The organism is Pseudomonas sp. LBUM1653 (assembly GCF_059716115.1).
In genome coordinates this window covers 5,969,542-5,996,502 of the sequence record NZ_CP166803.1, presented here as the reverse complement: position 1 = coordinate 5,996,502, position 26,961 = coordinate 5,969,542, and the positions used below count along the sequence as shown (strand labels likewise).

At 58.8% G+C, this 26,961-nt stretch carries 27 protein-coding genes; 5 read left to right on the top strand and 22 right to left on the bottom strand.

Going from position 1 to position 26,961, the window contains the following annotated elements; translation table 11 throughout:
• The first annotated feature begins 86 nt into the window (after nt 1-86).
• On the top strand, nt 87-998 hold the full coding sequence (lpxC, locus tag ACA054_RS26980) for a UDP-3-O-acyl-N-acetylglucosamine deacetylase (protein ID WP_008060300.1): 912 nt from the start codon (nt 87-89) through the stop codon (nt 996-998).
• A gap of 249 nt (nt 999-1,247) precedes the next feature.
• Here the strand turns inward: lpxC and ACA054_RS26975 are convergent, their stop codons facing one another.
• From ACA054_RS26975 to ACA054_RS26920, 12 genes are all read right to left on the bottom strand, one after another.
• Complete coding sequence (locus tag ACA054_RS26975; RefSeq protein WP_497686942.1) at nt 1,248-2,741, bottom strand: GGDEF domain-containing protein; 1,494 nt, start codon at nt 2,739-2,741, stop codon at nt 1,248-1,250.
• Between the two features lie 147 nt (nt 2,742-2,888).
• Complete coding sequence (locus ACA054_RS26970; protein ID WP_497686941.1) at nt 2,889-4,241, bottom strand: OprD family porin; 1,353 nt, start codon at nt 4,239-4,241, stop codon at nt 2,889-2,891.
• 154 nt (nt 4,242-4,395) lie between these two features.
• Nucleotides 4,396-4,617 (bottom strand): hypothetical protein, encoded by a 222-nt coding sequence (locus ACA054_RS26965; RefSeq protein WP_497686940.1) that lies wholly within the window; start codon nt 4,615-4,617, stop codon nt 4,396-4,398.
• Nucleotides 4,618-5,601: 984 nt separating this feature from the next.
• Nucleotides 5,602-6,966 carry a heavy metal sensor histidine kinase gene (locus ACA054_RS26960; protein WP_497686939.1) on the bottom strand — a complete coding sequence of 455 codons (1,365 nt, stop codon included), beginning with the start codon at nt 6,964-6,966 and terminating at the stop codon, nt 5,602-5,604.
• Nucleotides 6,956-7,633, bottom strand: coding sequence for a heavy metal response regulator transcription factor (locus ACA054_RS26955; RefSeq protein WP_497636491.1), 678 nt, complete (start codon nt 7,631-7,633; stop codon nt 6,956-6,958). The genes ACA054_RS26960 and ACA054_RS26955 overlap by 11 nt, the downstream gene beginning before the upstream one ends.
• Nucleotides 7,634-7,642: 9 nt before the next feature.
• A complete protein-coding gene (locus ACA054_RS26950; protein ID WP_497686938.1) occupies nt 7,643-10,756 on the bottom strand; it encodes a multidrug efflux RND transporter permease subunit in 3,114 nt (1,037 codons plus the stop codon).
• The gene (locus tag ACA054_RS26945) at nt 10,753-11,913 is read right to left on the bottom strand and encodes an efflux RND transporter periplasmic adaptor subunit (protein WP_497686937.1); all 1,161 of its coding nucleotides are present in this window, start codon (nt 11,911-11,913) and stop codon (nt 10,753-10,755) included. The genes ACA054_RS26950 and ACA054_RS26945 overlap by 4 nt, the downstream gene beginning before the upstream one ends.
• Before the next feature lie 105 nt (nt 11,914-12,018).
• Nucleotides 12,019-12,333 (bottom strand): hypothetical protein, encoded by a 315-nt coding sequence (locus tag ACA054_RS26940; protein WP_497686936.1) that lies wholly within the window; start codon nt 12,331-12,333, stop codon nt 12,019-12,021.
• A 58-nt stretch (nt 12,334-12,391) separates the two neighbouring features.
• The gene (locus tag ACA054_RS26935; RefSeq protein ID WP_497690379.1) at nt 12,392-12,850 is read right to left on the bottom strand and encodes a GNAT family N-acetyltransferase; all 459 of its coding nucleotides are present in this window, start codon (nt 12,848-12,850) and stop codon (nt 12,392-12,394) included.
• A 27-nt stretch (nt 12,851-12,877) separates the two neighbouring features.
• Complete coding sequence (locus tag ACA054_RS26930) at nt 12,878-13,780, bottom strand: chemotaxis protein CheV (protein WP_497686935.1); 903 nt, start codon at nt 13,778-13,780, stop codon at nt 12,878-12,880.
• Nucleotides 13,781-13,983: 203 nt separating this feature from the next.
• Nucleotides 13,984-14,460 (bottom strand): bacterioferritin, encoded by a 477-nt coding sequence (gene bfr / locus ACA054_RS26925; protein WP_034149019.1) that lies wholly within the window; start codon nt 14,458-14,460, stop codon nt 13,984-13,986.
• 198 nt (nt 14,461-14,658) lie between these two features.
• Nucleotides 14,659-14,877: a bacterioferritin-associated ferredoxin gene (locus tag ACA054_RS26920; protein WP_008057530.1), complete on the bottom strand. Its 219-nt coding sequence runs from the start codon at nt 14,875-14,877 to the stop codon at nt 14,659-14,661.
• A gap of 305 nt (nt 14,878-15,182) precedes the next feature.
• Here ACA054_RS26920 and ACA054_RS26915 point away from each other — a divergent pair, with 305 nt between their 5' ends.
• A complete protein-coding gene (locus tag ACA054_RS26915; RefSeq protein WP_008057532.1) occupies nt 15,183-15,785 on the top strand; it encodes a peroxiredoxin in 603 nt (200 codons plus the stop codon).
• A 73-nt stretch (nt 15,786-15,858) separates the two neighbouring features.
• Here the strand turns inward: ACA054_RS26915 and rnt are convergent, their stop codons facing one another.
• Together rnt and pyrC are read right to left on the bottom strand one after the other, a co-directional pair.
• A complete protein-coding gene (rnt, locus tag ACA054_RS26910) occupies nt 15,859-16,536 on the bottom strand; it encodes a ribonuclease T (RefSeq protein WP_497636486.1) in 678 nt (225 codons plus the stop codon).
• Nucleotides 16,533-17,579 carry a dihydroorotase gene (gene pyrC / locus ACA054_RS26905; protein ID WP_180205314.1) on the bottom strand — a complete coding sequence of 349 codons (1,047 nt, stop codon included), beginning with the start codon at nt 17,577-17,579 and terminating at the stop codon, nt 16,533-16,535. The genes rnt and pyrC overlap by 4 nt, the downstream gene beginning before the upstream one ends.
• A gap of 159 nt (nt 17,580-17,738) precedes the next feature.
• On the opposite strand from pyrC, the gene ACA054_RS26900 reads away from it, so the two are divergent.
• Nucleotides 17,739-18,644, top strand: a complete 906-nt coding sequence (locus ACA054_RS26900; protein ID WP_497686934.1) for a flagellar protein MotY — start codon at nt 17,739-17,741, stop codon at nt 18,642-18,644.
• Nucleotides 18,645-18,773: 129 nt separating this feature from the next.
• Nucleotides 18,774-19,991, top strand: coding sequence for an argininosuccinate synthase (locus ACA054_RS26895; RefSeq protein WP_008032151.1), 1,218 nt, complete (start codon nt 18,774-18,776; stop codon nt 19,989-19,991).
• A gap of 75 nt (nt 19,992-20,066) precedes the next feature.
• Here ACA054_RS26895 and ACA054_RS26890 read toward each other — a convergent pair whose 3' ends face one another.
• Complete coding sequence (locus tag ACA054_RS26890) at nt 20,067-20,828, bottom strand: hypothetical protein (protein ID WP_497686933.1); 762 nt, start codon at nt 20,826-20,828, stop codon at nt 20,067-20,069.
• Nucleotides 20,829-21,357: 529 nt separating this feature from the next.
• On the opposite strand from ACA054_RS26890, the gene ACA054_RS26885 reads away from it, so the two are divergent.
• Nucleotides 21,358-21,984, top strand: coding sequence for a response regulator transcription factor (locus ACA054_RS26885; RefSeq protein ID WP_008057539.1), 627 nt, complete (start codon nt 21,358-21,360; stop codon nt 21,982-21,984).
• 88 nt (nt 21,985-22,072) lie between these two features.
• Here the strand turns inward: ACA054_RS26885 and ACA054_RS26880 are convergent, their stop codons facing one another.
• The 7 genes from ACA054_RS26880 to ACA054_RS26850 form a co-directional block, all read right to left on the bottom strand.
• On the bottom strand, nt 22,073-22,252 hold the full coding sequence (locus ACA054_RS26880; protein ID WP_497686932.1) for a PA3496 family putative envelope integrity protein: 180 nt from the start codon (nt 22,250-22,252) through the stop codon (nt 22,073-22,075).
• 105 nt (nt 22,253-22,357) lie between these two features.
• Nucleotides 22,358-22,996, bottom strand: coding sequence for an endonuclease III (gene nth, locus ACA054_RS26875; protein WP_497686931.1), 639 nt, complete (start codon nt 22,994-22,996; stop codon nt 22,358-22,360).
• Between the two features lie 25 nt (nt 22,997-23,021).
• On the bottom strand, nt 23,022-23,609 hold the full coding sequence (locus tag ACA054_RS26870) for an Rnf-Nqr domain containing protein (protein WP_497686930.1): 588 nt from the start codon (nt 23,607-23,609) through the stop codon (nt 23,022-23,024).
• Nucleotides 23,602-24,213: an RnfABCDGE type electron transport complex subunit G gene (locus ACA054_RS26865; protein WP_497686929.1), complete on the bottom strand. Its 612-nt coding sequence runs from the start codon at nt 24,211-24,213 to the stop codon at nt 23,602-23,604. The genes ACA054_RS26870 and ACA054_RS26865 overlap by 8 nt, the downstream gene beginning before the upstream one ends.
• Complete coding sequence (locus ACA054_RS26860) at nt 24,210-25,196, bottom strand: RnfABCDGE type electron transport complex subunit D (protein WP_497686928.1); 987 nt, start codon at nt 25,194-25,196, stop codon at nt 24,210-24,212. The genes ACA054_RS26865 and ACA054_RS26860 overlap by 4 nt, the downstream gene beginning before the upstream one ends.
• Nucleotides 25,183-26,196 carry an electron transport complex subunit RsxB gene (gene rsxB / locus ACA054_RS26855; RefSeq protein WP_497686927.1) on the bottom strand — a complete coding sequence of 338 codons (1,014 nt, stop codon included), beginning with the start codon at nt 26,194-26,196 and terminating at the stop codon, nt 25,183-25,185. Before rsxB ends, ACA054_RS26860 begins: the two co-directional genes overlap by 14 nt.
• Nucleotides 26,193-26,762 (bottom strand): Rnf-Nqr domain containing protein, encoded by a 570-nt coding sequence (locus ACA054_RS26850; protein ID WP_497686926.1) that lies wholly within the window; start codon nt 26,760-26,762, stop codon nt 26,193-26,195. Before ACA054_RS26850 ends, rsxB begins: the two co-directional genes overlap by 4 nt.
• Nucleotides 26,763-26,961: the final 199 nt, after the last annotated feature.

Here is a 26,961-nt window from a genome sequence, read left to right as displayed (position 1 = left end):
ATTGGTGTTCAGCAAAGGCGTGGTCTGCTATCATCGCCAGCCTTTGTTGATACCAGTTCGCAATTTGCGCTGAAGCGGCCCAAGCCATGATTAAACAACGCACACTGAAAAATATTATCCGTGCCACAGGTGTAGGTCTGCACTCCGGGGAGAAGGTATACCTGACCCTCAAGCCTGCGCCGATCGACACCGGCATTGTGTTTTGTCGTGCCGACCTCGATCCTGTGGTGCAGATCCCTGCACGCGCGGAAAACGTTGGCGAAACCACCATGTCGACCACTCTGGTCAACGGTGACGTCAAAGTGGACACGGTGGAGCACTTGCTCTCGGCCATGGCTGGCCTGGGCATCGATAACGCCTACGTCGAGCTCTCCGCGTCCGAAGTGCCGATCATGGATGGCAGCGCTGGACCTTTCGTATTCCTGATTCAGTCGGCTGGCCTGGAAGAACAGGACGCCGCCAAGAAGTTCATCCGCATCCTGCGGGAAGTGACTGTGGAAGACGGCGACAAACGCGCCACTTTCGTCCCTTTCGAAGGTTTCAAGGTGAGCTTCGAGATCGACTTCGATCACCCGGTTTTCCGTGACCGCACACAAAGTGCAAGCGTGGATTTTTCCAGCACTTCGTTCGTAAAAGAAGTCAGCCGCGCCCGTACCTTTGGTTTCATGAGTGACATCGAGTACCTGCGCAAGCACAACCTCGCACTCGGCGGCAGCGTTGAAAACGCCATTGTGGTCGACGCCGATGGTGTACTGAACGAAGACGGCCTTCGCTACGAAGACGAATTCGTGAAGCACAAGATCCTCGATGCAATTGGTGACCTCTACCTGCTGGGCAACAGCCTGATTGGTGAGTTCAAGGGCTTCAAGTCCGGCCACGCGCTGAACAACCAGCTGCTGCGCAAGTTGATTGAGCAGACAGATGCCTGGGAAGTCGTGACCTTCGAAGACGCCAGCACTGCACCGATCTCTTACATGCGCCCTGTCGCGGCCGTGTAAGTAAAAAACCTCTCTAGTTTTTTAAAGGCTGCCTTCGGGCGGCCTTTTTTTATGCCCCGAATTCATGGCTCACCACCAATCCCTGTAGGAGCCGGCTTGCTGGCGATAACGGTGTAACAGTCGGCGCTAATGTTGAATATCCGACTGCTATCGCCAGCAAGCCGGCTCCTACAAAGGTGGGGCGTTCTTGTTTCTGTGTTTCCCGGGGATTGCGTGAAGAACCCTTTTATGGCGGTTCTTCGCCAGTCGCTACAGCGCCACCACCCGATTACGTCCAGTTTCCTTGGCTTGATACAACGCCTTGTCCGCGGCAAACATCAGCACCTCCAGATTGATGTCGGTGCAGGCGTTCCAGGTACTGATGCCAATGCTCACGGTAATCGGCGAGTCGGCGCCGTCGATCAACGGTAGCTGCTCGACAGCCTGCCGAATGTTCTCGGCGATCTGTTGTGCGCCCGCCATGTCGGTTTCCGCCAGGATCACCGAAAACTCCTCGCCACCGTAGCGCGCGACCAGGTCGGCAGGCCGCCGTACGTGGTTGCGCAACACCTCGGCCACCGCACGCAAGGCCTCATCACCGGCTTGATGGCCATGGCGGTCGTTGAAGGCCTTGAAGTGATCGGCGTCAATCATCAGTAACGACAATGGCTTGCCGGAACGCTGGGCGCGAAACCATTCATGACGCAGCGTCTGGTCGAGCGTGCGGCGGTTTGCCAGGCCGGTCAACGCGTCGGTGGCGGCCAATTGCGCCAGTTCCAGTTCGGCATGGTGACGCAGGCGCAGTTCGCGGCAGAGCAACCAGGTCAGCCACAGCAGGCACGCACACAGGGCAATCGTGGCCACGCTGACCACCACCGCCGTGCGTTGCCACGAAGCAAACACTTCAGCGCCCGACAGCGCCACGATGACAATCAGCGGCAGATTGCCAACCTGGGAAAAGGTGTAGAGCCGCTGATCCTGGTAGCGAGCCGAGACACTGCTGAAGCTGCCGTTGCCTTCCTTGACGATGCGCTGGAAATTGGGGCGGTTGCTGAAGTCCGAACCGGTCAGGTCTTCACCCTGGCGAGGGACCTGGGCCAGCAGGATTCCATCCTTGTTGATCAGGCTGACCGAGCTGTCGGGACCGATGTTCAGGCTGTTGAACAGCTGTTCGAAGTAACTCAGGCGCATGGCCGCTTCGGCGACCCCAAGGAACTCGCCTTGGACGCCACTGATCCGGCGACTGAAGCTGATGCGCCATTCGTTGTTTGCCAGCCGGGAGCGAAAAGGACGGCTGATGAACATGCTCGGGTCGCTATTGTTCACGTGGGGCAGGAAGTATTCGCGGTCGGCAAAGTTGCCTGTCCTGGGTTCTCGCGAAGCCGAGTCGGCGAGCGCGTTGCCGTGCTGGTCCAGCAACAGGATGTCACCCTTGTACGGTGCCGCGGTGGCGCGATCGAACAAGGCCAGATGACGGATCTGCGGAGAAACGTGCATGAGGTCTTCACGTCGTGAGGCCGCGATCAAGCCCAACAAGGACACGTCGTAGAGCTCGACGTTACGCAGGACGTCGGCTTCGATCAATTGCACGATGTTGGCGGCGGAGCGGCTGGCTGACAGTTCGGCATTGGCGCGTTCACGCACCAGCAGAAACGCCACGATGCTGAGGATGGCAATCACCAGTAATACGCTGCCGAGAATCACCAGTCGTTCGGATCGCGTGAAATGGGTGGTTGGGTGAGATGTCGCGCTGCGCTCGCTCATGGTTCTGGCTTCTGCTGTCTAGGCGTCGGGAACATTCTTTTACAAGAATCGGGCAGCGTCCCGGACACCCGCTATATCCACAGCATCCATTCTCACTCCAGATAAAAAAAAGCCAGCAAAATGTGCCGGCCTTTTGTTTATTCAAGCTTAGAAGACATTGAGCGGGTAGTCGAAAATCACCCGGTACTCGTCGGTGTCCTGATCCAGTGCATCATAGCCGTCGCCGCCTCGGTTGGTTGCCCATTGCAGGCGCAGGGCCAGGTTTTTGGCCTGGCCGGCCTGGACCACGTACTTGAGTTCGATGTCGCGCTCCCAGTGCCTGGCGTTTTTGCCGTCGGCGCTGTACCACGCGCTATACCCGGGGCTGTCTGGATCGACCTTGGTCAGGTCCAGTTTGCCTCGGGAGTAGGACAGCGACGAGGTCAGTCCCGGCAGGCCGAGCCCGACAAAGTCATAGGCGTACTTGAGTTTCCACGAGCGTTCGTTCGGGCCGTTGAAGTCCGAATATTGCTGGGAGTTGTCGAGGAAGACGCTGTCGCCCTGGCTGATGTAGTCGAACGGGGTGTTGCCGTTGACCCGCTGGTAAGCGGTGGTGACGCTGTGATTGCCGATGCCGACAGTGAAATGCAGGCTGTAGGTGTTGTTGTCGATGTGGCCGAGCAGCGCATCACCCGTGTCTTGCGTGTGATAGAAGTGCAGGCCCGGGTTGAGGCTGACCACCTCGTTGAGCGCATAGGTGTAATCCAGGTCGTAGTAGTACTGGTTCCAGATGTCCTTGAGCTCGGCGGCATACAGGCTGCTGGTCAAGCCTGGCAGACCGCTCCAGGCCACGCCGGCCCAGTTGAGATGCTGGCTCTCGTCACCCTCGGCCAGGGTGCCGTAGGACGTACCGATGCGGGTATGGCCGCTCTGGTTATAGGGTTTGGTGAAGCTCGCTTGACCCCCTTCGATCAGCCAGCCGTCGAAACTGTGGTTGGTCAGGCTGACACCGCGAAAGGTCTGGGGCAGCATGCGGGTTTCACCGCCAGCAATTACCGGGTTGGCGAGAAACAGGTCGCCAGCCTTCAATTCGGTATCGAAGGCGCGCATTTTCAGGGTGCCGCCAGCCGTGGAGAACGAGCCCGGTGCTTTGCCGTTGCCATCGCTGACCGGCAGGATGCTCGAATTGTCCGTGCCGCCGCCACCGTCGAGCTTGAGCCCGAGCATGGCATGGGCATCGAAGCCGAACCCGACGCTGCCTTCGGTGAAACCCGACTCGAAGATGCCCAGGAAACCTTGACCCCATTCAATATTGTCGTCTGCGTGTTGCTGGCGATTGCGGTTCATGTAGTAGTTGCGTGCGTTGAGCGTGAGGCTGGCGTCTTCGGTGAAACCTTGGGCAGGTGAGTCGTCGGCGGCGTGAGCATTGGCGGCCATCGTTGCAACTAATGCAACGAACAGCGCAGGTGAACTGAGTGGGAAACGCACGGGGGGTAAAGCTCCTGGGTCAGCTGGATACATCACTTTCTTGCAGTCGCAGCGGTTTTTTGTCGGGCGCAGCGGATGGTAAAACCACAACAAAAAAAAGCCGCTGATGGCAGCGGCTTTGAAGACAGCTTTTCAATGGGAAGAGCCGATGAAAAGTGTCGAGGGAAACTGGAGCAATGCGTGTAGATCAGCTGTCTTTCTCGGCCTGCTTGGCCTGAGCGCTCGACGCTTGTGGGGCTTGGGTGGCCTCCTGGGCTTTGGCGGTCATCTCGATCTGAGGCTCTTCGTACGCGGCGGCCCGGGCGGCATTTTGCGCGACGAAAGCCTGCGACTCTTCGGCCATGGCGAACGGAGACAGGAACAGAGAAGACAGAACGAAAGCGCTGGCAATACCCATACTGTTGGACATCTTTTAAACCTTCTTGCTTGGCAAGTGCTGTTTGGTGCGGGCAAAGATAAGGGGCTTGGGGGAAAGGAAAAAGAGCGGATTCATGAAAGGACTGTTACGTAAAGAGCAAAGATCGGGTGCCCGACACAACGCGCGTGAACGCTTTGCCCTGTAGGAGCCAGGCTTGCCGGCGAAGACGTTCTGACAGCTGAAGCTAATCTTTCAGGTGTACATATCCATTCCTGTGGTAACGGCCACTTATGGTTCCGCTCTTACAGCGGGTCACTTGGAAGCACGGAACGCCGCCCGGCCTGTAGGAGCGTGCATGCTCGCGATGAACCTCAGAGCACCGAGGGGAGTCAGGTGCCCAGCGTCATCGTTGACGACCATCGCGAGCATGCTCGCTCCTACAGAGCCCGCCGCGATGGGCCATCCTTTGCCCACAGCGCAGAACCTTCACTCGGCCTCTCGATGGGACAAGAAGATCAAGAGCCAAAGCAGGGCGAGGCGGCCTTAAAGCCGACCTGATTGCAGGCTTGTCAGCGATCCCATTGTGGGAGCGAGCCTGCTCGCGATGGACGTCAACGATAACGCGCCCTGTCTGGATGAACGCGTGGTCTGGACGTCCATCGCGAGCAGGCTCGCTCCCACAGGGGATCAGGTACAGCCGTAAAGCCAGGTCGGCTGTCAGGCCGCCTCGCTTTGGCTTTAGATTTTGGCGCCCCGTTAAACCACGATGGCCGAACGCAGGCATTGCGTAGTGGGTAAACCGGCAGGACGCCGGTTTAGCCGCGCTGGGCCATGGATGGCCCATCGCGGCGACCCACGGAGTAATGCCGGAGTGAGGGCATGCCGAGCCTAAGCGAGGCACCGAGTGGTGGGGCAGAGCCTTTTGCTTACTTTTCGGCGTTTGGAAAAGTGAGTCGCCGTAAGGGCGAAACCATAAGTGGCCGTTACCGCAGCAATGGATATGTACCGGCCTGTTTTCGGGGGGGGCGTGGGGCCTCAGACGGGCAAATGCATGCCGAAGGTGTTCATGCCATGGTCGCTGCGTACGAACACATCTCCGCCATGCATCAGTGCAATCGCCTTGACGATGGCCAGTCCCAACCCGTGGTTGTTACCACTGTTGCTGCGCGAGGCATCGACCCGGTAGAAGCGCTCGAACAGACGCGACAAATGCTCGCTGGGAATCGGTACGCCCGGGTTTGCGACGCCGATGCTGACCTGGTGCTCGCCTGCTTCGATGCGCACTTCGATGACTTGTCCGGGGCCGGTGTGCTGCACGGCGTTGTTCAGCAGGTTGATCAAGGCCCGGCGCAGGTGGGCGATTTCGATTCGTACCAGGGCATCGCCGCTGACCTGAACCTGTACCTGGGCATCCTCGAGAATGAAATCCAGGTATTCCAGGGTCGTGGCCACTTCCTCCGCCAGCGAGGTGGACGTCAGTTTGGTGGCCTTGCTGCCTTGGTCGGCACTGGCCAGGAACAGCATGTCATTGATGATCGAGCGCAGTCGCTCAAGCTCTTCAAGGTTCGATTGCAGCACCTCGAAATAATGCTCTGCCGAACGCCCGCGTGTCAGGGCGACCTGGGTCTGGCCGATCAGGTTGGTCAGCGGCGAGCGCAGTTCATGGGCGACATCGGCGTTGAACGATTCCAGGCGTGAGTAGGCCTGTTCGACCCGCTCCAGTGTCGAGTTGAACGAGTCGACGAACTGATTTAGCTCGGGGGGCAGCGATGACAGCCGCAAGCGGCCTGAACGCAACGGAGGGGCCAGGCGCTGGGCTTCCTGAGACAGCTTGATCAACGGCTTGAGCCCGATCCGCGCCACCCAGTAGCCCAGCGCCGAGGCCATCAGCACGCCGATAACCGCGAGGCTGATCAGGGCGATCAGCAACTGGTGCTGGGTATGGAAAAACGTTTCGGTATCGATACCGATCATGAAGCGCAGGGGCGGGCGCTGATCCTTGGCCGGGAATTGGCTGACCAGCACTTTCAGCGGATAGGGGTGATCCGCCAGTTGCATGTCGCGCATGCCCAACGGTCCTTCGGCGAAGGCACGGATACTTGGTGTCGGGTTGCCGTATTCGTAGCGCGGATCGCCGCTGACGATCCAGAAACTGATGCGCTTGTCTTCTTCGCCAAGCAGCTTGAGCTTGTTATTGATCTTCACCCAGTGCTCGGGCGTGCCGTAGCGGCCGACGGTGGATTCGAGCACGCTGTAACGTGCATCGAGTTCCGCTTCGGGCAGCAGGCCCAGGCCTTTGTCGACCTGCTGGTACAGCGCCCAGCCGATCAACAGGAACACCAACAGCGCCACCAGCGTGAACATGCCGCTCAGGCGCAGGGCGATAGAGTTACTGGACACCACGGCTCTCCAGCACATAACCCATGCCGCGGATGGTGTGCAGCAACTTTTCTTCGAACGGCCCGTCGAGCTTGGCCCGCAGGCGTTTGATCGCGACTTCGACCACGTTGGCGTCGCTGTCGAAATTGATGTCCCAGACCATCTCGGCAATCGCCGTTTTCGAGAGGATTTCACCCTGGCGCCGGGCCAGCACGCTGAGCAGCGAGAACTCCTTGGCTGTCAGGTCCAGGCGTAAGCCTGCGCGGGTGGCCTTGCGGCTGATCAAATCTATCCACAGGTCGGCGATGCTCACTTGCACCGGTTCGTGGCCACCGCTGCGCCGGGTCAGCGCCTGCAGGCGTGCCACCAGTTCGAGGAAGGAAAACGGTTTGCCCAGGTAATCATCGGCACCGTCGCGCAGGCCCTTGATGCGGTCTTCGACCCGTTCGCGGGCAGTGAGCATGATCACCGGGGTTTGCTTGCGCGCACGCAAGGCGCGCAATACGCCGAAGCCGTCCAGGCCCGGCAGCATGACGTCGAGGACGATCACTGCGTAGTCGCTTTCCAGCGCCAGGTGCAGGCCTTCCACGCCATCGCGGGCCAGGTCCACGGTGTAACCCTGTTCCGTCAGGCCGCGGTGCAGATAGTCCGCGGTTTTTTCTTCGTCTTCGATAATCAGAACGCGCATGACCCCGCCTCAGTCTGTGTTCGCCAGCGCCGGTACGGGCGCGGCTGCTGGTGGGAGAGAGTGTCGATGGAATAGCCGCTCCAACCACAAGTATATGACCGGCGTGGTGAACAGCGTCAGTGCCTGGCTCACCAGCAAACCGCCGACTACGGCAATCCCCAGGGGTTGGCGCAGCTCGGCACCGGTGCCGTACCCGAGCATCAGCGGCAGGGCGCCGAGCAGGGCGGCGAGGGTGGTCATGATGATCGGCCGGAACCGCGTGAGACACGCCTGGTAGATCGCTTCTTCCGGCGCCATGCCACCCTTGCGCTGTGCGTCGAGGGCGAAGTCGATCATCAGGATGCCGTTTTTCTTGACGATGCCGATCAGCAGCACCAGCCCGATCAGCGCCATGATCGAAAAGTCCTGGCCGCAGATCCACAGCATGATCACCGCGCCCAGCCCGGCCGAGGGCAGTGTCGAGATGATCGTCAGCGGGTGGACGAAGCTCTCGTAGAGCACGCCGAGAATGATGTACACCGCCACCAGCGCCGCCAGGATCAACCATGGCTGGCTGGCCAGCGAACTCTGGAACGCCTGGGCCGCGCCCTGGAAATTACCGCTGATGGCCGTTGGCATGCCGATGTCGACCTTGGCCTGGTTGAGCATGATCACCGCATCGCCCAGCGCCACACCGGGTGCCAGGTTGAACGACAGGTTGGCGGCCGGGAACATGCCGTCATGGGCGATGGACAGCGGCCCCACCGTTGGCGCATCGAATTTCGCCAGGGCCGACAGCGGCACCATTTCTCCGCTCAGGGGCGAGCGCAGGTAGAAGTAGTTGAGGCTTTCGGCCTTGCCGCGTTGCCGGGTGTCCAGTTCCAGGATCACGTTGTACTGGTTGATCTGGGTCTGGAATTCGTTGATCTGGCGCTGGCCGAAGGCGTCGTACAGCGCTTCGTCGACATCGCTGGCAGTCAGGCCAAAGCGTGCCGCGGCACTGCGGTCGATGCTGATATGGGTGATGCTGCCGCCCAGTTGCAGGTCGTTGGAAATGTCGCGGAAGGCCGGGTTGCCGCGCAGTTTTTCCGTCAGGCGCTGGGTCCAGGTGCTCAGGACTGCACCGTCGTTGCTCTTGAGCACGTATTGGTACTGGGCCCGGCTCGGCCCGGAGCTGAGGTTGATGTCCTGCCCGGCGCGCAGGTACAGGACGATGCCCGGTACTTTCATCAATTGCGGGCGAATACGGTCGATGAACTCGCTGGCTGAAACATCGCGGTCGCCGCGTTTTTTCAGGGCGATCCAGAAGCGGCCGTTGGCGATGGTCTGGTTGCTGCCCGATACCCCGACCGAGTGCGAGAAGGTCTCGACGGCGGGATCGGCGGCGACGATTTCAGCCATTGCCAGGTGTTTTTTCACCATGTCGCCGTAGGAAATATCGGCAGCAGCTTCAGTTGTACCGAGGACGAACCCGGTGTCCTGAATCGGGAAGAAACCCTTGGGAATAAAAATGTAACCGGCAACGGCCAGGGCCAGCGACAGACCGAATACGCCGATCATCAACTTCTGGTGCGCGAGCGCGCGGCGCAGGCCTTTTTCGTACAGCGCCAGCAGGCGTTCGCCGAAGCCCGGCTTATCGTGGGCGTGATGCACTGGCGCGCGCATGAACAGCGCTGCCAGGGTTGGCGCCAACGTCAGCGACACCACCACCGAAATCATGATGGTGGAAGTAGCGGTCAGGGCGAACTCCTTGAACAGGCGTCCGACCACGCCCCCCATGAACAGCAACGGAATGAACGCCGCGACCAGCGAGAAACTGATCGATACCACCGTGAAGCCGATTTCTCCGGCGCCCTTGATCGCGGCCTCGCGCATGCCGTCGCCCGCCTCCAGGTGGCGGTGAATGTTCTCCACCACCACAATCGCATCGTCGACCACAAACCCCACGGCCACCACGATCGCCACCAGCGTCAGGTTGTTCAGGCTGAAGCCCATCACATACATCAATGCAAAACTGGCGATCAGTGAAACCCCCAGTACTGCCGACACGATCAGGGTTGCCGACAGCTGGCGCAGGAACAACGCCATCACCGCCACCACCAGCATGATCGCGATCAGCAGGGTGATTTCCACTTCATGCAGCGATGCGCGGATAGTCTGCGTGCGGTCGATCAGCGTCTTGACCTGCACCGAAGCCGGCAGCATCGCTTTCAGGCCCGGTAGCGCCGCCTGAATCCGGTCAACGGTCTCGACGATGTTGGCTCCCGGCTGGCGGAAAATCACCAGGTTGACGCCCGGTTGTGTGCCCGCCCAAGCCTGGACGTAGGCATCTTCCGAGCCGTTGACGACTTTGGCGACATCCCTTAGATGAACCGGTGCGCCGTCCTTGTAGGAAACGATCAGTTGGTTGTATTCCTCGGGATGGAACAACTGGTCGTTGGTGGACAGGGTCGAGATGCTCGATTCCCCATACAGCGCACCTTTGGCCAGGTTGAGGCTGGTCTGCTGGATCGCCAGGCGAATATCGGCCAGGGTCAGGCCGATGGCGGCGAGTTTGTCCGCCGAGACCTGGACACGAATCGCCGGACGTTGCTGGCCGGTAATCGCGACCTGGCCTACACCGTCGATCTGACTGATCTGGCGGGACAACAGGGTTTCCACCAGATCGCTGAGTTCGGGACCTGGCATCAAGGACGAGTTGACGCTGAGGATCAGCACCGGGCTGTCGGCCGGATTGACCTTGCGCCAGGTGGGCAGGTTCGGCATGTCCTTGGGCAGTTTGCCTGCGGCGGTGTTGATGGCGGCCTGGACTTCCTGGGCGGCGGTATCGATGCTTTTGTCGAGGGTGAATTGCAGGGTCAGGTTGGTTGAGCCAAGGGCGCTGCTCGAGGTCATTTGCGTCACGCCGGGAATGGCGCTGAATTGCACTTCAAGGGGTGTGGCCACCGATGACGCCATGGTTTCCGGGCTGGCACCCGGCAGTTGGGCGGCCACCTGTATCGTCGGAAATTCTGCCTCCGGGAGCGGCGCGATGGGCAGGCGCGGGAAGGCGATCGCCCCCAGCAGCACCAAGGCGAACGTCAGCAGAATCGTTGCCACAGGGTGGTCGATGCACCAGGCGGATATCGAACCGTGGCCTTTCATGGCGTCGACTCCGATTGTACGACCTGCGGCGGTTCGGTGAGCACCTGCACGGTGGCGCCGGGCTTGAGCCGCGACTGACCGTCGCTGACCAGCACGTCACCGGGATTCACACCCTTTATGATGCTCTGGCCGCTGCCTTGGTGAACCATCTGCACCGGCACGGTTTCAACCTTGTTGCCGTTTACCCGATAGACGAAGTGCTGATCGAGGCCACGCTGTACGACGGTGGGCGGTACGACCAGCGCATCTTTATCCAGCGCTGTCTGAATCTTTACCGTCACCAGCAGGCCGGGCCAGAGTTTTTGCCCGGGATTATTGAATTCGGCCTTGGCGCGGATGGTACCGGTGTTGGCGTTGATCTGGTTGTCGATCAGGGTCAGGTGACCTTCGCCCAGCAGGTTGCCGGTTTCGCCATCGGTGTCGGCACCGATGTAGGCCTTGACCTTGGCGTGTTGTGGATCGCTGATCAGGCCTTGCAGGGTCGGCAGCATTTGCTGCGGCAGGGAGAACTCCACGGCGATCGGGTCGATCTGGGTCACCGTGAACAGTCCTTGGGCGTCAGTCATGCGCAGGAAGTTACCTTCATCCACCGTACGAATTCCGACGCGGCCACTGACCGGGGAGCGAATCTGCGTGTACGACAACTGCACCTGGGCCGCGTCAATCGAGGCCTGATTGCCCTGGGCAGTGGCCTTGAGCTGGTTGACCAATGCTTGTTGCTGGTCGTAGGTCTGTTTGGAAACACCGTCGTCGACGCTCAACAGTTTGTAGCGTTTGAGGTTGACCTGGGCCACTTGCAGTTGCGCCTGGCTTTCGCCCAGTTGCGCCCTGGCCTGATCCAGGCTGGCGCGGATCGACCGGTCGTCGATAGTGGCCAGCAGGTCGCCTTTGTTTACCAGTTGGCCTTCCTTGACCAGTATTTTGGTGAGGATGCCGTCGATTTGCGGTCGGACCACCACGCTATGCAGCGATAACACCGAGCCGATGCCGCTGACGTAGCGGGGCACGTCTTGTTCGACCACGTTGACCACGCGCACCGGGATGGCGGTCGGTGCAGCCACTTTGGCCGCGGAGGGTTTGACCAGGTACCACGCACCCAGCGCGACCAGCACGATCAGAACGGCTGCAAGAACAACGGTTTTTTTCTGAGTTCGCATGCGAGAGTGGCGCCGGGTCGGAAAATGGAAGTGTGCGCAGCTTTGTCTACCTACGTTATATCCCTGTGACCCGGTCAGGAAGGTGACTGTTAACTGACAGCCGTGTCAGTTTGGTCGTATGGAGTCCCACTCGGTCACGTAGGCTGTTTTGCTTTTCTTGTTGTAGAGGCACAGTTCGGTACCTTGCTGGCCTTTCATGTGCTTTTGCGGGTACTTGCCTTGCAGCAGCAGGGCGGTATAGCCGACCCGATCATCGAACTGCGCGGCATTGCCGACCGGTTTGGCATTCGCAAGACCGCTGGCCTTGGTGCAACTGGCGAGTACGGCTTTGTCGAAGGCGGCCCAGGCCTCGGGGCTGGAGGCGTGTACCTGGGTAGCGAGGGTCGTGAGGCAAACGAAGGTCAGGGTGACAGCTTTCATGGTTCAGGGGTCCTTGGGCGGGTGTTGGCCAAGGCCTGAGTATGCCTGAAGGTCTGGATCAGGTCGGAACCGGTTCCCGGCGGACCACATACATATCGGCGCTTTCATACAACCGCTGTGCGCGAAAATTGCCTTCCAGCACTTTCAAATCGACATACCCTTCGCGCCGCAGTTGAAACACCTTGAAGGCATTGAGCAGCAACGCTCGCCCCAAGCCACGGCCTTGAGCTCGCGGATGCACCACCAGATTCTTGACGTAGGCGCTGGTCCAGCACTGACATACACCCACGATACCCTGGGCATCCAGAGCGATGAAACACAGTGTCGGATCATATTCAGGATCGGTTTCAAATCGTTGTTGCCATACGTCCAGAGCCGGGACGCGGCCACCGCCTTGCGAGTGACCCAGTTGCAGCAAGCGATGAACCTCTCCTGCCTGTTCGGGACGATACCCGGTCAGGATGATCCCCTGGGGCCAGGTGATGGCGGGCACAGCTTCAGCGAGACTGCGCCGCATGAGAAAGCAGAATTGCTCGTTCAAGACTCAATGACCTTGTTCGGCCACAGCCTTGGCCGCGTCGATCAGGCACTTGGTCAGCTCCGGCGAGGAGAACTTGGTCAGCACCGCATTCGCACCCGCAAGCCGTGCCTTTTCGCTGTTCATCGCACTGTCCAGGGACGTATGCAGCAGCACGTAGAGGTGGGCGAAATCAGGGGTTTCACGCAGGGTACGGGTGAAGGCGTAGCCGTCCATCTCGGACATCTCGATATCGGAGACGATCAGGTTGATCTGTTGGGCGGTGCCTTGCAGATCTAGCAGGCAGTCGATGGCTTCCTTGGCGCTGCGGGCCGTGTGGCATTGCAGGCCCAGGTTGCGCAAGGTGTGCACCGATTGCTGCAGCGCGACTTGACTGTCATCGACCACCAGGATACGAGCGCTACCCAGTATTTCGGCATCTTCCATGCTGAGCTCGGTCGGCGCCATGTCGATGGGTACTGGGGCGATGCCATGGATGACCTTCTCGATGTCCAGCACCTGCACCAGGGTGCCGTCGACGGAGGTGACGCCGGTGATGTACGAGCGCGAACCGCCAGAGCCGAAGGGTGGCGGACGGATGTCGGTGGTCAGGCAGTGCACGATCTTGCTCACCGCCTGGACATGCAGGCCTTGTTTGGAGCGGCTGACGTCAGTGACGATCAGGCACCCACCGTCCGGGTCTGCCAGCGGGCGCTCACCGATGGCGCGGCTGAGGTCGATCACCGACAACGAGGCGCCGCGCAGGGTGGCGATACCTTTGACGTGGGGATGCGATTCGGGAAGTTTGGTCAGTGGCGGGCAAGGGATGATTTCACTGACTTTGAGCAGGTTGATCGCCATCAGCTTGCCACTGCGCAAGGTAAACAGCAGAAGCGAAAGTGAATCTGCGCGGGCTTTGGTGGAGGACATAAAAACCTTCTGTGGAAAAAAGGTGGTCAGGCGATCAGTGGATCGCCCACAGCTATCGATGCCAGGTTATCGACTTGTAGGGGGCAGGCTTTAGGAAAAAACCCCTGAGCCGGTCCAGACACATGCAAATTGAAACAAAAAAGCCCCGCCTCTTCAAAAGAGAGCGGGGCTCTAGTGTTACATCGAGGCGGGCGGAGTAGAACTTACTCGTCGTCGCCCATCTGCGATTGCAGGTAGTTCTCGATCCCGATCTTGTCGATAAGGCCCAGTTGGGTTTCCAGCCAGTCGATATGTTCTTCTTCGGACTCAAGGATATCTTCAAGCAGTTCACGGCTGCCGAAGTCGCCCACTGTTTCGCAATGCGCGATCGCCACTTTCAGATCGGCATGGCCGGTCTTCTCGATGCGCAGGTCACACTCGATCATTTCCTTGGTGTGCTCGCCGATCTGCAGCTTGCCCAGATCCTGGACGTTCGGCAGGCCTTCAAGGAACAGGATGCGCTTGATCAGCTTGTCCGCGTGCTTCATCTCGTCGATGGATTCGTGGTACTCGTGCTTGCCGAGCTTGTTCAGACCCCAATCTTCGTACATGCGTGCATGCAGGAAATATTGATTGATCGCGACCAGCTCATTGGCAAGGATCTTGTTGAGATGCTGGATGACTGTAACGTCGCCTTTCATGATGGGGTCCTGCCCTGTATTAGCTGTCTATAAGGCAGAGTTTGAGCCGCACAACTAAGAGTGTCAAACCTAAGTTATTGAATAATATATGAAAATTAATCGGAATAAGAATGTTTGTGTTCCGCGTCTAGAGCCTAAGCAATTGATTTTCAGGCATAAAAAAACCGGACATGAGTCCGGTTCTTTGGAATACGGTATTTATGCAGCAGTAAATTCAACTGGAAAAGGGATCGCAGCCTGGGCCGTTTGCAATTTGGTCAGGGTCTCGCGGACCACTTCCTTGGCGAGGCAGGCACATTTGCCGCATTGACTGGCAACGCCGGTGGCCTGGCGCACTTCCTTGTAGCTGCAGCATCCTTCATAGATCGCATCGCGGATTTGGCCGTCGGTGACGCCAGTGCAGAGGCAAACATACATAAGTGAAAACCGTCGCTGTTTATGTCTCGAATGCGATGGATCTTAATGTTAACGAGAATGATTGTCAAAGTGCTTTGGGGAGGCTTTTTGACAGGTCTGACGAACGGTTGGCCAACCCTGCGCTGTAAACTGAAATACCCTTCGTCCTTTTTTACGCCCAGGGGAGAAACCGTTACGGACAGGCCAAAAACGCAGTGTATGATGGCCGGTCTTTTCGAAACGGGTTCGTGTCACAGGGCTGTCGCCTGAGGGTGGCAGGCTGATGCAAACCTTGTTCTTAACGCTTCTACACCAGGAGATATCCAATGAGCGTACTCGTAGGCAAACAAGCCCCAGACTTCACCGTACCGGCCGTACTCGGCAATGGCGAAATCGTAGACAGCTTCACCCTGTCGTCGGCCATCAAAGGCAAATACGGCCTGGTGTTCTTCTACCCGCTGGACTTCACCTTCGTTTGCCCGTCGGAGCTGATCGCTCTGGACAACCGCATGTCCGAGTTCAAGGCGCGCAACGTTGAAGTGGTCGCTGTGTCGATCGACTCGCACTTCACCCACAACGCATGGCGTAACACCCCGGTAAACGATGGCGGTATCGGCGCGGTTCGTTACACCATGGCTGCCGACATCAAGCAGGAAATCATGAAGGCCTACGACGTTCAGTCCGCTGACGGCGTGGCGTTCCGTGGCGCATTCCTGATCGACGACAAAGGCGTTGTCCGCTCGCAGATCATCAACGACCTGCCGTTGGGCCGTAACATGGAAGAGCTGCTGCGTCTGGTCGACGCTCTGCAATTCCACGAAGAGCACGGTGAAGTTTGCCCTGCCAACTGGAAAAAAGGCGACAAAGGCATGAACGCTTCGCCAGAAGGCGTTGCGGCTTACCTGACCGAGCACGCTGCTGCGCTGTAAGGCACGCTCCAGGTACAAAAAAACCGGCCCTTGAGGCCGGTTTTTTTATGGGCGGGATTAATCCGCGAACATATCAATCGCCGAAATCTTCCCAACCACCCATTTGTTTCCAGCGATTGACGATGCCGCAGAACAACTCGGCAGTCTTCTCGGTGTCGTAACGCGCCGAGTGCGCCTCGCGACCGTCGAAGTCGATGTCCGCAGCCTGACAGGCCTTGGCCAGCACGGTCTGACCATAAGCCAGGCCCGCGAGCGTTGCGGTATCGAAACTGGAGAATGGATGGAACGGGTTGCGCTTCATGTCCAGGCGCGCGACCGCGGCATTGAGGAAGCCCAGGTCGAAGCTGCTGTTGTGCCCAACCAGAATCGCCCGTTTGCAACCGTTGGCCTTGAGCGCCTTGCGCACGCCGCGGAAGATATCGTTCAGCGCCGCTTCTTCGCTCACTGCCATGCGCAGCGGGTGATCGAGCTTGATCCCGGTAAACTCCAGGGCTGCCGCTTCGACGTTCGCACCTTCAAAAGGCTCGACCCGGAAGAAGTAGGTGTGATCGGGGTATACAAAACCCTTTTCATCCATGGCGATGGTAGTTGCAGCGATTTCCAGCAGGGCGTCGGTGGCCGAGTTGAAACCACCGGTTTCTACGTCGACGACAACTGGCAGGTAGCCACGAAACCTGGCGGCCATTGGATGACGGGAACCGCCGCCACCGCCTTGACCTTCCTGTTCGTCGTCGAAATGGTCTTCACTCACGCGTGTTCCTCCAGCAGGCGCCAGCGCAGTTTTTCACCGGCGCGCAGCGGGATAACGGTCAGCTCGCCAAACGGCAGGCTGGTCGGGGCGGTCCATTCTTCGCGGACCAGGGTAATGCGATCGGTGTTGGCCGGCAGGCCATAGAAACGCGGGCCGTTTAGGCTGGCGAAGGCTTCGAGCTTGTCCAGCGCGTTGCGCTGCTCGAAGGCTTCGGCGTACATCTCGATCGCAGCATAAGCGGTGTAGCAACCGGCGCAGCCGCAGGCGGCTTCCTTGGCGTGCTGGGCGTGGGGTGCCGAGTCGGTGCCGAGGAAGAACTTTTCGCTGCCGCTGGTGGCGGCGTCGAGCAGGGCTTCCTGGTGCGTATTGCGCTTGAGGATCGGCAAACAGTAGAAGTGCGGCCGAATCCCGCCCACCAGCATGTGGTTGCGGTTGTACAGCAGGTGATGCGCGGTGATGGTCGCGCCAACGTTGGCCGAAGCCGAGTTGACGAATTGCACGGCGTCAGCGGTGGTGATGTGTTCGAACACCACCTTGAGGGTCGGGAAACGCTCGACCACACGACGCATGTGCTCATCGATGAAGATTTTTTCGCGGTCGAACACGTCGACATCGCCGCGGGTGACTTCACCGTGGATCAACAAAGGCATCCCCACTTCGGCCATGGCCTCGAGTGCAGGGAAGATCTTATCGATGCTGGTGACGCCAGAGTCCGAGTTGGTGGTCGCGCCGGCCGGATACAGCTTGGCGGCGTGAACGAAACCGCTGGCCTTGGCCTCGCGAATTTCTTCAGGCTGGGTGCGGTCGGTCAGGTACAGGACCATCAGCGGTTCGAACTGGCTGCCGGCCGGGCGGGCAGCGAGAATCCGCTGGCGATAGCCATCGGCTTCAGCCGCATTGCGCACCGGTGGTACCAGGTTGGGCATGATGATGGCGCGGCCAAAGGTGCGCGCGACATCCGCGACGGTATTGGTCAACACGGCACCATCGCGAAGATGAATATGCCAGTCGTCGGGACGCAGCAGGGTCAGGCGGTCGGACATGAGGGGATTCCAGGCGGGTCAAACTGAAGGGAATGCTACCGGAAAAGACTCTTGCAGGCACTCGCTATCAAGTTTTACGGGAAGCTTCCGATATCCAACAGGTATGCCGTAAACATCTGTGTGTCGGTCTTTTTGTCGTAGAAGCCAGTGGAGCCTCCCGTGCGCCAGCGTTATTTAGCCTTGCTCAGTGTGTTTGCCAGCCTTCCCGCAATGGCGCTGACTTTCCAGACTCGCCTGGAGAGCATTGAGTGGACGGTCGAAGGCGACAAATTCGAGTGCCGGCTGACTCAGCCGATCACCGATTTCGGCTCGGGCGAATTCGTGCGGCGCGCTGGCGAACAGGCGACGTTTCGTTTGAATGCCTACAACGCAATGATGGGCGGCGGTTCTGCCACCTTGCTGGCCGCCGCCGCGCCTTGGCAACCGGGGCGCGGTGATATCAATCTGGGCACGGTGAGGATCGGCAGCGGCAATGTCCTGTTCAACAGCTCGCAGGCCCAGGCCGGACGCTTGATCAGCGGCCTGATGGACGGACGCAGTCCCGTGGTCCGGCACTCCTCGGGCGATGGCCGGGTATCGGAGGTGCGTTTGTTGCCGGTCAGGTTCAACAAGGCATTTGCCGACTATCAGGGTTGTGTGGCCAAGTTGCTGCCGCAGAACTTCGATCAGGTCAAGCAATCCCAGGTCGGCTTCCCCGGTGGCGGTATTGATCTGGATGCGGCCGCCAAGGCCAGGCTGCAAGTCATGCTGGAGTACATGAAAGCCGATCCGACGGTCAATCACATCGAACTGGATGGCCACTCCGATAACAGCGGCAATCGCCTGACCAACCGTGACCTGTCGCGGCGACGGGCGCTGGCGGTGATGGAATTCTTCAAGGCCAACGGCATCCAGGAATCGCAAATCACCCTGCGTTTCCATGGCGAGCGGTATCCCCTGGCACCCAATACCAGCAACGTCAATCGCGCGAAAAACCGTCGGGTAGCGATACGCCTTGAGCGCGGAGCCCCCGCGGAGCAGGTGGCCCCTCAAGCGACGAAGCCCGGCACTTCGGCAACTTCCTGACCCTTTGGTCATCGTCGCGCTCTCGACATAATCTGTCGCTTCGTCGTCATAAGCTGTCGCGCCACTGTAAATTATCTTGCATGGGCGGTAGACTTGACGGCTTTCCGTAGAACCCCGTGGAGTGATGGCATGGCGGACGTAAACAAGGTCGTTCTGGCGTATTCCGGCGGCCTGGACACTTCGGTGATCCTCAAGTGGCTGCAGGATACTTATAACTGTGAAGTGGTGACCTTCACCGCTGACCTGGGTCAGGGCGAAGAGGTCGAACCTGCACGTGCCAAGGCTCAAGCCATGGGCGTGAAAGAGATCTACATCGACGACTTGCGCGAAGAGTTCGTGCGCGATTTCGTTTTCCCGATGTTCCGCGCCAACACCGTTTACGAAGGCGAGTACCTGCTGGGTACTTCCATCGCTCGTCCGTTGATCGCCAAACGCCTGATCGAAATCGCCAACGAAACCGGCGCTGACGCCATTTCTCACGGCGCCACCGGCAAGGGTAACGACCAGGTTCGTTTCGAACTGGGCGCCTACGCCTTGAAACCAGGTGTGAAAGTGATCGCTCCGTGGCGCGAATGGGACCTGCTGTCCCGTGAGAAGCTGATGGATTACGCCGAAAAGCACGCGATCCCGATCGAGCGTCACGGCAAGAAAAAATCCCCGTACTCGATGGATGCCAACCTGCTGCACATCTCCTATGAAGGCGGCGTGCTGGAAGACACCTGGACCGAGCACGAAGAAGACATGTGGAAATGGACCGTCTCCCCGGAGAAGGCTCCAGATAAAGCGCAATACCTGGAACTGACCTACCGCAACGGCGACATCGTTGCGCTGGACGGCGTCGAAATGACCCCGGCCACAGTGCTGGCGACCCTGAACCGCATCGGTGGCGAACACGGTATCGGCCGCCTGGATATCGTCGAGAACCGTTACGTGGGCATGAAGTCCCGTGGCTGCTACGAAACCCCTGGCGGCACCATCATGCTGCGCGCCCACCGTGCGATCGAATCGATCACCCTGGACCGCGAAGTGGCTCACCTCAAAGACGAGCTGATGCCCAAGTATGCCAGCCTGATCTACACCGGTTACTGGTGGAGCCCTGAGCGTCTGATGCTGCAACAGATGATCGATGCCTCCCAGGCCCACGTGAACGGCGTTGTTCGCCTGAAGCTGTACAAGGGCAACGTGATCGTCACCGGTCGTAAGTCCGACGAGTCGCTGTTCGACGCCAACATTGCCACTTTCGAAGAAGATGGCGGCGCGTACAACCAGGCCGACGCAGCGGGCTTCATCAAGCTCAACGCCTTGCGCATGCGCATCGCGGCGAACAAAGGTCGCAAGCTTTTCTGAGACCTTTGATGTAATGGAATGTGTGGCCCGGTCATCGACGGGGCCACACATTTGAAAAGGGGGATCCTGCCTGATTCAGCATTCTTCCTGGTTTTTGCTACTGTCTCTCTCATCCTTCCCTTCTGATTGATCGTCAAACGCTACGGGCTGCCGTGCGTCGATTGGCAAGTGTTGATCAATGACCGTCAAACCCTGTGAATTCAAATTGTAGGCAGCACAGAACGTTGTGCGGCAGTGTTTCTTCACGTGTTTTGAAGGGGTGGCTGCGCTTTCCTTCAGTATCGAATCTGACTCGGTACAAGTGAGGAATACCACTGCACGTGCAGCTTTTCCCGGTTCGTTGTGAATGCTCTCCATCACGTGGCTGAACTCGGCGTTTCCTGTCATCGCGCGTGCATCAACGACATACAGGTTTCTCAGCCGTTCAGGCAGACGTACGCGATGTAGCGCCGAAAGAGCGACGCCAGGGACCGATTCTGAAGGTGGGTCTTGTGCTTTGGAGGGACGGCGAGTGGATCGGCCGCCACTGTCTGACGTCCTGCCAGCAGACTTTCTATTCTTCTTGTTCTCGGGTTGCTCTGCACCGTCCATGACTTTTATGAAATGTTTTCCCTTTTCAAAGTCGGAGGGGGCGTAAAGCGATCGATAGTTGAAGTTGAGCGTGGCGAAGAATAGTAACAGCAGATAAAAGGGAAAGCTGATCAGAAACCAGATGTAGACGTCTCTATCATCGTCATCGAGGAAGGGTAATGAAACGGCTGCCGATGTTTCAGACAGTGTGGCGAATATTGCAATCACTGTCATGGGGTTGCTTATTCTTTTTTTGAGCTTATCCATTTTCATTCTCGTTGTGAGTGTTGGTTGGGTAATGCTTGTTTGTTTTGAATTTAATGCATCTAACTGATCTTGGGCATCCTCGGGTTTCTATTTATCAATTGATTTAATGTCTGGCGGGCGCTTTTCCTGATTGTGATTTTCTTATGATGGTTGACGTGTTGTTTTTTGCTGTAAGAACGAGTGGATAAGTTGTGTGTGATATTTCTGGAGTGAGGGTTGATATTGGGTAACCCCGGTTGCCTCTAGTTTTTGGGTGGGATAGATACATGTCTGGCTGCTGTCTAAAAATCAATTTCCCCTGATTTTTTTGTTGCAGGTCGATACAAAAAAATAATTACAATTGGAAAGTCAAGTCCTCAACAAAAGTTTTCTGCCCGGGGATTTCTTGGATTTTTTGTAAGAAAAATCTTTGATGTTTGTAGGGAATGTCTCTTGGTGCGAGTGGCCGGGGGGGGCGACATGCCAGGGACGAAACGACTAGGCTATTGTGCGGGCTCTAAAAATTCGAATAGTGAAATTGGACTTGCCCATGAATAAAGTGCTGATTGTGGATGATCACCCCGTCATTCGTCTTGCGGTACGAATGCTGATGGAGCGTCATGGCTACGAAGTCATTGCAGAAACAGATAATGGTGTGGATGCATTACAACTAGCCCGAGAATACATGCCGGACATTGTCATTCTGGATATTGGAATACCGAAACTTGATGGGCTGGAAGTTATTGCGCGACTGACATCGGCTGCGATGCCGATGAAAGTGCTGATATTGACTTCTCAGTCCCCTGGGCATTTTTCCATGCGCTGCATGCAGTCGGGAGCCGCCGGATATGTGTGCAAACAACAGGACCTCACGGAGTTGCTCAGTGCAATAAAGGCTGTCTTGTCAGGCTACAGTTACTTTCCCAATCAGGCCTTGCATACTGTGCGAGCCAGTCTTGGCAACGCCAGTGAAGCCGATATGGTGGATCGTCTGTCAGGGCGGGAAATGATGGTGTTGCAGCAGTTGGCCCGGGGCAAGACCAATAAAGAGATTGCCGATGGGATGTTTCTCAGCAACAAGACCGTCAGTACCTACAAGACCCGACTGCTGTTGAAACTCAATGCGCGGTCCCTGGTCGATCTGATCGAACTGGCCCAGCGTAACGGCCTGGCATGATGGACCTGGGTTTGACGAAGTGCGACAGGCGAGTATTTACCGACTTGGCACTTAGTAAAAAGCCTCCGTTTCAGGAGGCTTTTAGGTTTTACAAGTCAAAATCGTAATCGGCCAATTGCTTTTGCAGTCGGCGCTCCTCCAGCAGGTTGTCGATGGTCCGGCGTTTGCTCAGGTTGGTTTTCGCCACTTCAGCCACCGGCTCGGCATCATCAGCCTCTACGGGGGTGAAGTCGTCATCTACGTCCAATTGCTCTTTGGCAGTGCTCATTTAGTACTCCAGGCGAAGAAGGCCTTTGGGGCTCCTTATATCGACAATCTCGCGACGGGTAAAAAAGATTTTTTCAATCGATAAATCGAAAAACCCAATAGCGGCTCAATCGTCCGAGGTCTTGTGCTTGTATTCGCACAAGTCTTCGATCCGGCAACTGCCGCAGCGAGGCTTGCGGGCCAGGCAAACATAACGTCCGTGAAGGATCAGCCAGTGATGGGAGTCGAGCAGGTACTGCCTGGGCACGAACTTCATCAATTTATTCTCGACTTCGACCACATTTTTGCCGGGCGCGATGCCGGTGCGGTTGCTGACCCGAAAAATGTGGGTGTCCACGGCCATCGTCAATTGGCGAAATGCAGTATTGAGCACCACGTTGGCGGTCTTGCGGCCTACGCCGGGCAAGGCCTCCAGTTCCTCACGGGTCTGCGGCACTTCACCGGCATGACGCTCAACCAGCAGTCGGCAGGTCTCGATCACGTTTTTTGCCTTGCTGTTGTACAGGCCGATGGTCTTGATGTATTCCGACAATCCCTCGACGCCCAAGGCATGAATCGCCGCCGGGGTGTTGGCAACCGGAAACAGTTTTGCCGTTGCCTTGTTGACGCCGACATCGGTCGATTGCGCCGAAAGAATCACCGCAATCAGCAATTCAAAGGGTGAGGAATAGGTCAGTTCGGTCTTCGGCTCCGGATTGTCTTCATGCAGCCTGCGGAAAATTTCCAGACGTTTTGCGGCATTCATGTGCGATGCGTTTCCTCGAAGGCGGTCAGTGTGAGGGTGGCGTGCGGTGCCAGGCTTGCCAGGCGGCGATCAGCAATCCCAGCAATATGAAACCGCCAGGGGCCAGCGTGGCCAGGCGCAAGCCACCGTCAGCTGTCAGCACCCAGCCCTGCCAGTCGGCGTGTGTCGCAGCCGCCAGCCACGGTAGATGATTGCCGAGTGTCCCGTAGCCAATGAGTTCGCGCAGCAGGGCCAAGGCCACCATCAATGCGCCGAACAGGCCACAGAGGCGCCAGCGCTCCCGCCAGGGGCTCTGGAAGAAATCACTGCGGTCCAGCATGACGCATTGCAAGGCGATCAAGCCGGCATAGATCCCGGCATGCTGATGCCATTGCAGCGACCAGACCTGCGTGCCGAGTTCTGCGCAACTGGTCAACGTTGCGGCAAGCAGCACGCTGGCCGGCAAATGGGTCGCCGGGAGCAGGCGCGAGCGCAAGGCGTTCATGCAGAGGCCGAACGCACTGGTTACCACCATGAACATCAACCACAGGCCCAAGGCATTCACCAGTGAGCCGGTGGCGCCAATCAGCGGCGCGAGCATCAAGGTGTTCTGCAACCGCAACGAATTATTCATCTGGAGGGCTCCCGAGCAGTGAGTGCCGGTGCTCATCGAAGTAGCGCAATGCGTCATGGGTGGCGTGGATCACCGCTCTTGAGGTGATGGTCGCTCCCGCAATCTGGTCGAACTGTCCCTGGTCCTTTTTCAAGGCCCAACCGTTGTCACCCGGATCGGTTCGCGACCTGCCGGAAAATGCTGCTAGCCAGGCATTGGGCCAGTCGGCGATGCGTGCGCCTAGCCCCGGGGTTTCCGTTTGCTTGAGGGTTTTGACCCCCAGCAGTCTGCCGTCGGGATCGATGGCGATCAGCAAATCGATCGCGCCCGCGTAGCCCAGGGCCTGGCTGCGCAGCAGCACGGCACAGGTTCGGCCGGCCTTGGTCGCGCGGTAACCCGCCAGCAGCGTGCTGTTGCCCAGCGCGGTGTTTTCGAGCGTGAGCGGTTGTTCCAGCGGTTGGTTGTCGTAGCTGTCGGGCGGTAGCAGGTCCAGCAGGTTGCGACTGTCGATCAGGCGCTGCTCAGCCGCAATCCGTGGCGCGCTGCCGTGCTGCGCGAGATAGGTCAGGCCAGCCCCGAAGGTGGCCAGTAATGCAAGGATGGCGGCGCTCCACACTCGGCTCATGGTGCGCTCCGCTCCTGCCTGGTCGCGACCAACCGCTCCAGCACCGGTACACAGAGGTTCATCAACAGCACGGCAAAGGCCACGCCGTCCGGGTAGCCTCCCCAAGTGCGAATAAGATAGGTCAGCAACCCCACGCCGGCACCAAACAGCAATCGCGCACCGGGGCTTTTGGCGCCGGACACCGGTTCAGTGACGATGAAGAATGCTCCCAGCATGCTGGCGCCGGTGAGCAGATGAAACAGCGGCGACCCATGGGAGTCTGAGCCCGAACCGTTCCAGCACACCAGGCTGATGACGAACAGGCTGGCGAGCATGCCGACCGGCGCATGCCAGCTGAACACGCGGCGTTGCAGCAAAAACGCGCCACCGGCGAGAAAGGCCAGGTTGACCCATTCCACGCCGCGGCCGCCGAACTGACCAAAGGCCAGGTTCGCCGAGAACAGTTCGTCCATGGTCAGGCTTTTGTTGATCCGCAGGCTGTCCAGTGCCGTGGCCCGGACCCAGGCGTCCGGGCTATGGCCGAAGCCGAACACTTGCTGCACACCACCCCACAGGTCCATGCCTTGGGAGGCGGGCCAATGGGTCATCTGCTGTGGAAAGGTCACCATCACCAGGGCGAAACCGAGCATCGCCGGGTTGAACGGGTTGCTGCCGACCCCGCCATACAGGTGCTTGCCGAACAACATGGCAAGCGCGGCGGCACTGACCGTCAGCCACCAGGGACAATAGGGCGGCAAGGCCAGGGCCAGGAGCGTGGCACTGACCAGGGCGCTGCCGTCGCTCAAGGTCGGCATGAGCGCGCGCTTGCGCAATCGCAGCACCGCTGCTTCAGCGGCCAACGCACTGGCGCTTGCCAGCATCAGGTTGATCACTACCCCCCAGCCGTAGAACCAGAACAACGCCAACATCCCTGGCAGCGTCGCCAGCAGAACCAGTTTCATCGCCTGCTGCAGGCGTAAATCGACTGATTCAAGGGGCGGCATGGGCATCCACCTGGCGTTCGGCTTCGCCCAAGGCTCGCTCCAGGGCTTCGATCTGCTCGGCGGGTGCTGCGCTGGCCTGGGCCTTCTTCAGTTCGGCGCGACGCATGGCCAGCTGGATTTTCGCCCGTTTCAGCTCGGCGTCTTTCGCCACAGCCGCGACGGGTGCCACGGGAGCCGGCGGCGCAGCGCGTTCCAGTTGGGACAAGGCTTGCTCGGCGGCTTCGAACTGCTGTTGCAGGACAATCAACTGCGATTGCTGTTCGAAGGTCGGCGGGTGACCGAAGGCCTTGAGCGACTTGTTCAATTGCGCCCGGCTCATCGCCAGGTCGACCTTGGCTTTTTTCAGGGCCGCATCGGCATTCGCGGCCTTCTGCGCGCGGACGCGTTCAAGGGCTGCCTGTACCGGGTCGAGTCTCACTTCGCTGGGTTGGGCAACCCGTTGCGCACGGGCCTCTCGCTCGGCAGTTTTTTGTTGTTCTTCACGCTGCAAACGGGCGTTGCGTTGCTCGAAACGGTGCCGTGCATGATTGCGTTTGGCGGCGCGGGCCCGTTGCTCTTCCAGGCTGAAGGCCAGGCCACCGACAATCGGCAGCACGCTGCTCAAGGGCAGCGGATGCATTTCGATGCAGTCCACCGGGCATGGCGCCACGCAAAGGTCGCAACCGGTGCATTCGTCGATGATGACCGTGTGCATCAACTTGGCCGCGCCGACGATCGCATCCACCGGGCAGGCCTGAATGCATTTCGTGCAACCAATGCACTCCGCTTCACGAATATAGGCGATCTGCGCCGGGGCGGAGCCGCGACTGACGTCCAGTTCCAGCACCGGCACGTGCAACAGTTCGGCCAGGGCGTTGATGGTTTCACTGCCGCCAGGCGGGCACTTGTTGATCGGCTCGCCGCTGGCGATACCGGCGGCGTACGGCTTGCATCCGGGATGGCCACATTTGCCGCATTGGGTCTGCGGCAAGAGAGCGTCGATGCGTTGAATCAGACTCATGTTTTGATCAGTCCGCTGAATCCGAGAAAGGCCACTGCAATCAAACCGGCGCCGATCAGGTCGATCGGCAGGCCGCGAAAGGGCAGGGGCACATCGTTGTCGAGTGTGCGCTGGCGCAGGTCCTGGAACAGACTCAGTACCAGCCAGAAGCCCAGCCCGGCACCGAGGCTCAAAGCTGTGGCGTGGAAAAAGCCGTTGTCCTCCCGAGCGTTGAGCAATGCCACGCCAAGCACCCCGGCATTGCACAGCAGCAACGGCCAGAGGCCTTCGAAGGACAGCGTCGAAAACACCCGTGCAAGCAGCTTCAATAACGGGCCGATCAGCAGCGCACTCAATGGTAGAAACACGAACAGGTGCAGCGCCGTCAACTCCAGCGGTACCAGCAGCCATTGATAGAACGCATAGCCGAGCACCCCCGTGATCAGCATCAGGCAGGTCGTCGCGATGCCCAGGGCATGGACCTGGCGACGTTCGCTGGCCAACAGCGGATCGACACCCAGCGGCCAGTGCAACACGAGGTTGTTGAGCAGGGCAGTGCTGATAAGCGTAAGCAGGGTTTCGGTCATGATCGTCCGTATCCGCTGCTGGATAACCCTGTAGGAGCTGCCGCAGGCTGCGATCTTTTGATCTTGAAGCCAAGATCAAAAGATCGCAGCCTGCGGCAGCTCCTACAAGATGAAGCCAGACCTGTGAGACAGTATGGGCCAGACATGAAAATCCCACAGTCGCGCCAGGCACGACTGTGGGATCGGTTTACCGCAGTGC